Raw genomic sequence first — 10,901 nt, 5'->3', positions numbered from 1 at the left:
TTCGTATCGATCAATTTATCTTCTAAAAGCGCCATATAGGAAGCCAGTTTAAAAGTTGATCCCGGATCCTGGTTACCTGCAATGGCATAGTTAAATTTTTCTTTATACACCCCTTCTTCTACCTTAGAGAAATTGGCTACTGCACGGATTTCACCTGTTGCCACTTCCATCAGGATTACTGTACCATGATCGGCCTGCGATTTGATCAACTGCTTTTCCAACGCACTCTGGGCCAGATCCTGCATGTTCACATCAATGGTCGAAATAATATCAGCACCGTCTTTTGGCGCTACTTCAGCCTCCTCGTTTACCGGGATATAAACACCCCCAGCGATGCGCTGCATCAACCTTTTCCCGGTTTCGCCGTTGATATACTCTTTATAGGCACCCTCTAAACCCACACCGTTTTTAACATTTTCGTTTTTATACCCAATGGTACGGGCAGCCAAAGCCTGAAAAGGAAGAATCCGTTTATTCTGTTGAACGGCAATTAAACCGCCACTAAACTTACCGATGTTATATAATGGGAAAGTCCTGATGGTTTTAAGATCAGCATAACCTACTTTTCGGTGAATCAGCAAATAGCGCGAGCTGTCCTGACGGCCTTTACGCAGGTATCTAGCATATTCCTTAGCTGTTTTATCCTGAAAAATCTGCGAGAGTTTATAACCTAAAGAATCAACTTTTTCATTGAACACATCTTTATCAGCAATGCCACCGGCGAACATATCCATGCGCAGTTCGTATTCCGGTATCGAAGTAGCCAGTAAACTACCATCGTTAGAATAGATATTCCCACGGGTAGCCTCCACATTTACATATCGTGTAGAAAGACTATCTGCCATAGCTTTCCATTTTTTCCCTTGCACATACTGTACCTGACCAAGGCGTAAAAACACCGCGAAAGCAAAAAGCACAATTAAGCCAAATGCCAGATATACACGAAGCAAGATGTTTGCTCTAATATTCATCGCTTTTAACAATTATTTTTTTTGGTGGTTCAATCAGTTCTTTTATCCCAAGGGTATCTACCTTTTTGGCAACCTCTGTTAGTTTACTCTTGAACATCAGGTCGGCCTTAAGGGATTTATACTCCCATCTTAATTCTTTTACTTCTTTATTTAATTTATCAATCCGGCGAACATTGTTTACCGCAAAATGGCTGTTGGCAATGTAAATCATCCCCAAAAGCGCCAGGAAACACAAATAAGGCAAAGCATCAGTTGCCGCCTCTTTACTTACTAGTCCATCATTAAAAAGCTTGCTGATAAATGAATTGCTATCCATTTTTTCTTCAGCAGTTTTTGGCCTTTTGGGCGCAGCTTTTAACTCTGGTTCAGGCCCAACTTCCTCCTCCTCTATCTCTTCCCTAAACCTGTTCATATCTTTTCTGCTATTCTTAGTTTCGCACTGCGGGCCCTATTGTTTTGAGCAATCTCCTCATCAGTGGCAATTATCGCTTTGCGTGTAATTACATTAAATGGTTTCTGCTGATTTCCAAAAAAATCCTTTTCTACCTCACCCTGAAATTTGCCTTTCGCCATAAAGTTTTTAACCGGCCTATCTTCTAAAGAATGATAAGACATCACTACTAAATGACCGCCCGGCTTCAACACATCAGCAGCCTGCAACAAAAAATCTTCAAGCACCTGAATTTCAGCATTCACCTCTATGCGCAACGCCTGAAACACCTGCGCCAAATATTTATTCTCTTTTCCTTTCGGGATATAACCGGCAATTGCCGACTTCAAACTGTCGATATCGGTAAAAGGCTGCTCTAAACGCGAAGTCACGATGGCACGGGCCAGCGATTTAGCATTCTTCACCTCTCCATAAATCCCAAAGATTTTATGCAGCTTATCCTCTGTATAGGTATTCAATATTTCGGCAGCCGTTAAATCGCGATGCTGATCCATACGCATATCCAGATCGGCATTATGGCGGATAGAGAAGCCACGCTGTGGCACATCAAACTGATGCGAGGAAACCCCAAGATCAGCCAGAATACCATCAACCTGCTTAAAACCTTTTAAGCGGAGATTATTTTTCAAAAAACCGAAGTTCTGGTCGATAAAAATAAAACGATCGTCATCAGGAACATTCGCCTGGGCATCAGGATCCTGATCAAATGCGATCAATCTTCCTTTCGGTCCAAGATGTTTCAAAATCTCTCTCGAATGACCACCACCACCAAAGGTTACATCAACATAAACACCATCAGGTTTAATATTCAAGCCATCAATACAAGGCTGCAACATTACAGGAATGTGGTAATTATTCGCCATCTGCCCCTCCTTTCTTATTGCCCATTACTTTTTGGGCAAGGCTTGCAAAATTGGCCGGAACATCATCAAAAATATCTTCGTATGCTTTTTTATCCCACACCTCGATACGATCCAACTGGCAGGCCAGAACAAGGTCACTACCGATACCCGCATATTCTACCAAAGATTTCGGCAAAAGCACACGGCCGGCAGCATCAAGCGAAAGCTCGGTTGCCCCACGCGTAAAAGCCCGCACAAAGGCCCTATTTTCCTGATCGTAAATATTAAGCTTGGCAAGATCGGCAACAACGGCATCCCATACATTTTTAGGATAGATCACCAGGTTTTTCTCAAAACCACGGTTAATGATCAACCCTTCTTTCTCAGATTCAGGCAATTGTTTCTTAAGCGCAGCAGGTACCATAAGGCGGCCCTTTGCGTCAAGTTTACAATCGAATTCTCCTAAAAGTTGGGTCATAGTGGTATCTACACTTTATATCTAGTGTAAAAGTAAATAGTTCTACCACTTTTTACCACTTTTTACCACAAAAAAGTTTTCCACATCTCTTTTGTTACAATAATGGTCTCACAATATAGTTAGAATAAGACTATCAGCACAAGCAAAAAGCCATTAACAACTGATAATAAGCGGGTTAAAAATATATTACCCAAAAGTGTCACCTCCGCCCAATTTTTCCCATAAATTTAAAGGACGCTAGTAATGAACTCCTTAACAGAGGCCAAAATTTATTCAGATAGCGACCGTCCCTATACTCCAAAAAATCATACCTTTCATTAGACAGCAGCGTGGGTAATACGTTAAAAAAGCAGGGATGGCAGAAAATATCTGTGTTCCCAGGGCAGGGACTTTACCGCAGGTTTCCTTCAGGTTTCACCTCGCGATGGACATTGTTGTTATAAGCTAATAGTTGGCGATTACATACTCCATAAAGAACCCGCATCCAATGTTATTAAGTTAATCGTTTTTAATCACAGATGCACACAGATAAACACGGATTCTATATCCGCATGCATTCTTTCTGCCTGTAGTTCAAACTCTTACATCCGGATAAAAGGTTTTTGGAAATGTATAGTTCAGTACCTGTGGAGGAAGCAGCCCCGCCCCCGCTTCTGCCCCAATTGAAAAAATTGTGGCATCCCGCTAAGGTCGGGTTTAAATCACACCTGTTATTGCTAAATGAGGGGTTTTCCGTGCAACAGGCCTAACCAATTTAGCCCTTGGCAAAGCGGTACCCTGCAATGTCAATAAACTAAGCGTTTTTTAATTACAGATAAGCACGGATTTTCATATCTGTGTGCATCCTTTCTATCTGTGGTTTAATTTATTTTTACTTGTGCCGAATGGCTTAACTTAATGACATTACACTCACACCGTCAAGTTTATCAAATGTATAACACAAAAAAAGAGGCTGTATCATAAAGACAATTTCAACTCAGATACTGTCATATTGAGCCTGTCGAAACATCTTAAAGAGTATTTAAACAGGCCCTTCGACAGGCTCAGGGTGACAAATCTGTATTTATGATACAACCTCTACTAACGTTGTACAAGAGACCTTAATTAATTAACCTTTTTCGCCAAAATTAATTGTGCGCTATGTGGTAGCAAATCATTAATCACATATTCTTTTTCGAAAACGCCGATTTCCTTACCGGTCCATTTATTGCTTAAAGTATATTTTCCGGCAGGTAATTTTATTTTACGGCTAACCGGAGCATCACTTGCGTTAAACACTGTGTATTCAATGTGATCTTTAAAATTAATAATACCTACTTCAAATTTTTCGTTTTCGAACCTGGCCGACTTTCCTGTTGGGGGAATCATCTTTTTAAGAATTGCCAGTCTTTCTGGCTTAATTGTAGTCAGGTCATCACCACTCAATAACATGCCGCCCGAGGCATACACTGTTGTAGCATGGTATAAAAATTCATTTTCTGGCAACACAACTTTCTTTGCTGTAGCTGCATTACCTCCCTGATCCATTACATCTTCGGCACCATTATCAGTTAAGAGAATACAATCCGGATCGTTCCACCATAACCGTCCATTCTGCCAGCCCCTGAGTAGGTTTTCTCTTCCTATATTCCGGAACGATTTCCAGTCACGCCAGGTATCCATAGAACTTCTCGAACCATGAATTAAACCCAGCGAGCCCCATATTGGATGGTTACAACCCAGTATAAAGGCATCTCCAGAACCTTTAAGTATGGCTTCCATACCCCGGCGATAAGCTTCGATTCTGGTCGCCTTTTTATCGTAATGTACACCACCATGCATAGCGCCCCAATAATTGGCATCAAGCTTAAAATAAGTAACGCCCCATTTTTGACGCATGGTTTTAAAAAGTTCGGTATAATATTGCTGAACTGCCGGGTGTGTACCATCTAATACATACCATGGCCCTAAGCGCCAACCTCCAAAACCTATTTTATCAGAACGTAGCGGTTTGCCAGTTTCATCCTTAACAAACCAATCGGGGTGGTTTTTGAATAATTCGGATTGTGGACTGGCCACAAATGGCGCTACCCAAATGGCAGGTTCTAAACCTTTATTTTTAATATCGTGCAGTACCTGCGCAACATCGCCTCCAAAAGCTTTTCCTTTTTCGAGCCAATCGCCCATCCAGGGCTGGTAACCATCATCAATTTGTATGTATTTTAGCTGTGGCAGGTTTTTGGCAATCCAATTGGTATTATCTGATACATTTTTGGCTGTAACSGCCGGGCCAAAGCAATACCATGAACACCAGCCCATTGGCACCGGATCGTGCTTTAACCGTGGGTGATGTTTAGAAATAGCTTCGGTTAAACGATCGTAATTTTTTTCCCGGTCGTTACTTGTTGTTACCAAAAACTCTTCCAGGCTCCAGGTTTCGCCAGGCTGCAGCACCAGGTTTTCGCAATCGAGCGAAATACGGAGGCGTTTGGCATCGAAAGAAAATCTGGATATAAATCTTTTACAAGATGTTGTAGCCAATAACACCCTGTTATTTTCGGGGAGTTGCAAGGTCAACATGCCGTATGCCGTCCGCAAATTTTCAGGTTCCGGTATTTTATAATGACTTCTGTCGGGGTAGGTACCCCAATCTTCGGGTTTGCCCAGCGTGCCGCCTATCTGTCCCAGTTTTTGAAAAGCTTCTCCATAAATTTTGGTAGTATCGGCCAATTGATGTTGTAGATCGAATACCACTACTTCTTTTACCTGTACGGCTTTAGCTGAAGTATTTTTAACTGAAAGTGCACATAAATCGCTACTCCATTTCCTGCCTACTATGAGTGCCTCTGCCGCAGCGCCATTAGTTAGGATAACTTTGGCTGGTGCATCTTTTAAACGCTGTACAAATCCGTCTGCCAATCCGTTGTTATCAACACTACATGACAGACTAATTACCCCTAAAGCAGTGAAAAGCATGAGGCTTACCAGGTATTTTTTCATTCGGTAATAATTTAATTTTTTATTGCAAAATACGATTTAATCCAAATATTTTATTCAACCCGCACCCCATGTATTGCTATTTACAGGTATTGTAAATCAATTAATGCAAGTGGCCGTTCAATTTGTGTGGTAATAGATCACGCAACTACACTTAAAACCCTCTAGGCATACATATTTTGATAAATCTTCAAAGAAGGGTACTTCAAAATCTGCAAGTGGTACTTAATATCCCCCTGCAATATCTCTGTTTAAGCTGATAGTAGTTTTTCTTTCTCCGTTGACAATTGAATATAGTTTCCATTTATTATTATCAACCTGTTCCAGTTGCCAGCTATTTGCAGGGTCTGCCAGCTGCATTTTTACACTTCTGGGAAAGGCATTGGCAGCTCTTGCATTTTCCCAGGTTCTTATTACTTTAAAAATAACATCTTTCTGCGGGCAGCTTTCAACATCCTTTTGATTTACTTTTAAACTGTATGTCGTACCAACCCCCACTGAAATCGCCTGTATATGCTCATACTCTTCAACCTTAGATTTAGCGTTGATCGGGAAGTTGCCGCCCATGCCCACCGGGAAATAATTAGCATAACATACATCGCGAAGATCTTTTCCCTGGCTAGTCGTACTGCCCCATTCGCGGGTTTCAGCGTCGTATAGATTTTTCCCGCCACCAACATTCCAGATGCTCTGATAATGCCATGACCCTTCGGATAAGGTAGCACCCGTGAAACGGATGTAAGGAACACCCAACTGCGCAGCTTTTTCGAACATTTTACCAAAAAAACGTTTAGCCGAATAATAACCGTGGCCATTATTGAACAAAAACTCCTGTCCATCAAAGTCATAATAAGCAAGGCCGTTAATTTTACAGATTTCAGCAAAGTGTTCGGCTATTTTGTCCTGAAGTTGCATGTTTGGGATGAGCCCGTCATAACCATAATTAACCGTTACCTGAAGTTTATAAATAGTATCCCCGTCGGCGTGGTTTGAGGCGGTGGTTTTCCAATATCCGCGCTTCACATTCAAAAGCCTATAGGGTTTTTCTTTGGAAACGCCCATATAATGGATAAGTTCTTTACCGATTTTGACCATATTTAAGTTGGCGCAATGACCTTCCCAGCTGGCAATCTCATCCATGTAAGCCGGGTTGTCGACCAAAATTACTGTGTCTGTTGGACTGATACTTTTTACCAGCAGGCGTTTTTGCTGATAACACAGGCTATCGCTCGGGATTGGACTCGCATCCATAGTGCCAGGGGCCAATGCAGTGGTAATAGGTGTTCTGCCTATACTGATACCCTGTTTGGCCGCCATATCAGAAAATTCCTTATGGGAAACATTTCCGTTTGTTAATTTTATCGGCTTTTTCTCAAAGTTCCTTCCGTCAATGTAACCGTTATTGCCACGATCCGCTCTTAAGAAACCCTGATCATATAAGCTTATGGTTTTAAAACCCAATCTTGATGCATAAGAGATCGTGCTGTCATTTAAATTACCACTGGTTAGAAGGTCAGGAACAAAAGCAGCCGGGTCTTTTATCCATTTCCCGTTAATGGTCGGATGCGGGAGTTTTTCTGCTAAGACAATTTTCTGAATCACATCCAGCAAAGCTGTACTGTCCGGACTTCCCCATAAGGCTACGGATGATCCGATATAATCTACACCTGGTAATGGCTGCACCTGCAAATGGTTTGGGGTGTTGGCAGCCATATTGGGAATGAGCGAAAAATAAACCTCTCTTTCAAAACCACGGTCCCTTGATTGATAAGAGAGCGATATTCTTCCATTTTTATCCACATTAGCTGCATTGCCATACATTATCCGGTACCAGGGTTCTTTGTGTGCATAAAAAGCAACATCGCTGATACCATTCCCACCCAATGTAAATATCTGACCTTCATGAAGGTTGGAAGGTAAGGGAAACCGTTTAGTATCGGGACTGTGAACAACATATTGAAACGGCGCTGCATCGCCGATTGTTTCTGCTTTTCCGCCCAGGGTATTATCGTTTAAGGCCATCATACCGATGGAGTAGTTTACGGCAGCACTTGTATCTCTTGCCACACCGATGATTTCTCCAAACAGATTGTTGATGCTGGTATGTAYCGGCCCCCATTCGATCACATCAATCCCTTTCCGGTTGGTAAGCGACAACAGGGTTAATTTGAAATATTTCGCTTTGGCTTCCAGTTTAACAGTAGCCACCGAACCATTGGCATAATATAACGAGAGTGTTTTTTTATTTTTTATATAAACCGCTTTTGTGGGTTCGAAGTATTTTTTTTTAGTATCACTATATAAACTCAGTAAAGGCGAGGGCTTTTCTGTTAGACTAAATTCCTTGTATGGTGCCTTAGTCTTGTTTTTCATACTGGTGACAAAACCTTTGTTATCGACCCTGATCTTGAAATAATCCGTAGAAAAATCGGTCTGGCTATAACCTTTTACCGAAAACCAACAGGTGACTGCCATTAGCAGAACAATGGCTTTTAGGGTGGTATTAAAAAAACTATTTTGCATTTCAGGTATTTATTTCTGTGTGTGTGGTTTGTGTGTTGTAACTTGTTAAAGTTACTTAAAAATAAAAGCAGGTGGATCTGGTCATATCCACCTGCTTGATTATTGGTATTTTATTGCAGTGGATCAAAAGAACCACCCCATTCTTTATTTTGTGGCAATTGGTCAGGCTCAATAGAAATCTGTGCCGGATTTAAAGAGTTAAACCAGTAACTAGTGCTTAAGTTATAACTTTGATTGGTAGCGGCTGTTTTATCCAAGTTCTCCATAATAACTGCAGAGAAATTGGCTCTTACAGCAGCAGTCATAATGTTGTCTGTGTTGCTAGGTAATGTCGCACCTTTATTTAACATTAATAATAAAGTTTTCCTGGTACTTTGGCTATTTAAGATATCGTAACGTTTCCATCTTCTTAAATCATTAAACCTAAAGCCTTCAAAAGCAAACTCTACCTGGCGCTCATTCATAATCGCAGTACGAAGATCGGTTTGAGAAACTGCTGTAATACCATAATTAGAACCAGCACCAGCAGCAATACCAGCACGTTGACGAATGGCATACAAAGCAGTTAACGCCTCGTTACTTTTGCCTATTTCATTTGCGCATTCGGCAAGGTTTAAAAGTAACTCGGCATAACGCATTGGCGAGAACCAACTTTTAGCACCAGAAGCTACACCTACTAAAGCATTTCTGTCTATAAGTGTATCTAAACCTTTACGTTGAAAAAATCCTGTTGCACAGTTTTCATCTCCATTTTGGATAAGTGGCGAAATACCTTGGAATAAAGTATTATCTCTTGACGGAACCGTAGTACTTGGTGTTGCAGTATCTTTCCATGTCCAGGCCAGCCAGTATGTACGAGATCTTGGATTTGTCATACCTATTGTATTTATATCTGGCGTAGGGTACACGGTACCACCACAATATATGGTTGCATAAAAACGATCATCTCGTTTGGTATAAAAATCTGTTAAAAACTGCTGATTATACGCAGCATTAGATAATTGATTTTTATCATATTGCATCGGGCTTCCATCACGTTTTGGATAAGCAAGCAATAATGATAATATTGGTTGATTGTTATTTGTGCTTCCGTTTGTAAATGGAAGGGGTCTAATAGCAGCAAAGTTAATATAAGCGTCAGGATAGTAATATTGCCTAGTCATAATTTGCTCTTTATTTGCCGAGTACCAAATTAACTTGTAGTTTGGAAACAGACCAAAACCTCCGGCATCTGCAGCTTGTACCGCAGTTTTAGCCGCGTTGTAAGCATTTGTCCACCTCGTTTGGTCGTTTGCAGGGTTAAATAATGGGCTTGCATACCATAAAAGCACTCTTGCTTTAAAACCAAGTGCGGCTACACGGTTAATTCTACCGTAATCAATCCCAGTGTAATTGGGTGGTAAAGCAGCAGCGGCTTCGTCCAAATCTTTTATAATTTGCGTAACACATTCAGATGTTTTACTACGTGCTACTTTCAACGAGTTTGGATCGTCAGGATTTTGTGTTTTTAAGATTAATGGCACACCACCAATAGATCTTACCATTTCCCAATAAGCCCAAGCCCGCCAAAATTTGGCCTCGCCTGTTAACCTGCTTTTGGTACTTGCACTGAGTACCGATGCGGGTAAACCAGCCAATTGATCCATAAAATAATTGGTTTTGTCGATATAGGTGTAGTTTAAATTAGTGAAGTTTTTTGTTACATCAACTATACCCATCTGAAAATTGGTTAAGTTTCCTCCGGTTCCGTTAATACCTTCGTCAGCATCTGCGCCACCGCTCAGTTCCCATCTGGGCATAAGGCCACCATATACATCGTTTAAATAAGCCTTAATTAAAACAGAGTCTGTCCATACATTACTTGGATTTATAGTTGCCGTATTTTGATAATCCAATCCTTTTTTACAAGACGAGCCTAATAGAATTAGGGCGATGTACAGGATAAATTTATTTTTATTTAGATATTTCATTTTGATTTCCTTTTAATGTTAAAATTTAGAAAGTTACACTAACACCAGCATTGTATGATTTGACAATTGGGAAAGACGTGCCAGTCTGCATTTCAGGATCATAGAATTTTTTATTGAATTTACTGATTACAAAAAGGTTAGATCCGGATACATAAAAACGGATGTTGTTTACGTATTTTTTATACAATTTTTGAGGAACATTATATGCAACATTTAAAAACTTTAAGCGTAAAAAGCTTGCATCTGCCAACCAAAAATCACTACCTGCAGTATTAACCGCCCATGCTTCATCATTTACACTGTATCGAGCAGGTAACCAAGAGCTATTAGGGTTATTTGGGGTCCATGATTGATCGTACCATGGTTGCCACATCCTGTTCCATTCTACCCCCCCAGACAAATCACGGTAAGATTTTTTGTAACCAAATGCACCATTAAAATTAGCCGTAATGCTTAATCCTTTCCACTCCGCATTTAAGGTTACACCCAATACTTTTGCATTATTGCTTTTGTTTAGTACTGTTATGTCTTGGTCGTTAATGGTATTGTCTCCATTAAAGTCTTTATATGCAAACTGTCCGGGTTTAGGTACACGGCCATTGAAATTATACCCCGGATGAGCAGCCAATAATGCATCAACATCAGCTTGCGATCTAAGCATGTGATCAACCGTGTAGCCAGTAATATAAT

7 protein-coding genes and 1 pseudogene are annotated in these 10,901 nt (G+C 40.7%); all 8 read right to left on the bottom strand.

Features of this window, described 5'->3' with window-relative positions; genetic code table 11:
• The coding region (locus AC1DND_RS08055; protein ID WP_477580612.1) for a penicillin-binding transpeptidase domain-containing protein at positions 1 to 971 on the bottom strand (971 nt) is incomplete at its 3' end.
• A complete protein-coding gene (locus AC1DND_RS08050; protein WP_108199761.1) occupies positions 961 to 1,383 on the bottom strand; it encodes an FtsL-like putative cell division protein in 423 nt (140 codons plus the stop codon). The genes AC1DND_RS08055 and AC1DND_RS08050, both read right to left, overlap by 11 nt.
• Positions 1,380 to 2,285 (bottom strand): 16S rRNA (cytosine(1402)-N(4))-methyltransferase RsmH, encoded by a 906-nt coding sequence (rsmH, locus tag AC1DND_RS08045; RefSeq protein ID WP_477580610.1) that lies wholly within the window; start codon positions 2,283 to 2,285, stop codon positions 1,380 to 1,382. Before rsmH ends, AC1DND_RS08050 begins: the two co-directional genes overlap by 4 nt.
• A complete protein-coding gene (gene mraZ, locus AC1DND_RS08040; RefSeq protein WP_215131986.1) occupies positions 2,275 to 2,742 on the bottom strand; it encodes a division/cell wall cluster transcriptional repressor MraZ in 468 nt (155 codons plus the stop codon). Before mraZ ends, rsmH begins: the two co-directional genes overlap by 11 nt.
• Positions 2,743 to 3,846: 1,104 nt before the next feature.
• Positions 3,847 to 5,721 (bottom strand): glycoside hydrolase family 36 protein, encoded by a 1,875-nt coding sequence (locus tag AC1DND_RS08035; RefSeq protein ID WP_477580608.1) that lies wholly within the window; start codon positions 5,719 to 5,721, stop codon positions 3,847 to 3,849.
• 222 nt (positions 5,722 to 5,943) lie between these two features.
• The gene (locus tag AC1DND_RS08030) at positions 5,944 to 8,241 is read right to left on the bottom strand and encodes a hypothetical protein (RefSeq protein WP_477580607.1); all 2,298 of its coding nucleotides are present in this window, start codon (positions 8,239 to 8,241) and stop codon (positions 5,944 to 5,946) included.
• Between the two features lie 110 nt (positions 8,242 to 8,351).
• Positions 8,352 to 10,211, bottom strand: a complete 1,860-nt coding sequence (locus AC1DND_RS08025; RefSeq protein WP_477580605.1) for a RagB/SusD family nutrient uptake outer membrane protein — start codon at positions 10,209 to 10,211, stop codon at positions 8,352 to 8,354.
• 25 nt (positions 10,212 to 10,236) lie between these two features.
• Positions 10,237 to 10,901, bottom strand: a pseudogene (locus tag AC1DND_RS08020) (hypothetical protein); the annotation flags it as partial.

Source organism: Pedobacter sp. 01N416, from assembly GCF_056399685.1.
The sequence above is the reverse complement of the archived record's forward strand: the minus strand, read 5'-3'. Positions and strand labels throughout refer to the sequence as shown.

Excerpts from the sequence above, each read along its gene's own strand:
- AC1DND_RS08050 (WP_108199761.1), bottom strand. The coding sequence starts at position 1,383 with ATGAACAGGTTTAGGGAAGAGATAGAGGAGGAGGAAGTTGGGCCTGAA.
- rsmH (WP_477580610.1), bottom strand. The coding sequence starts at position 2,285 with ATGGCGAATAATTACCACATTCCTGTAATGTTGCAGCCTTGTATTGAT.
- mraZ (WP_215131986.1), bottom strand. The coding sequence starts at position 2,742 with ATGACCCAACTTTTAGGAGAATTCGATTGTAAACTTGACGCAAAGGGC.
- AC1DND_RS08025 (WP_477580605.1), bottom strand. The coding sequence starts at position 10,211 with ATGAAATATCTAAATAAAAATAAATTTATCCTGTACATCGCCCTAATT.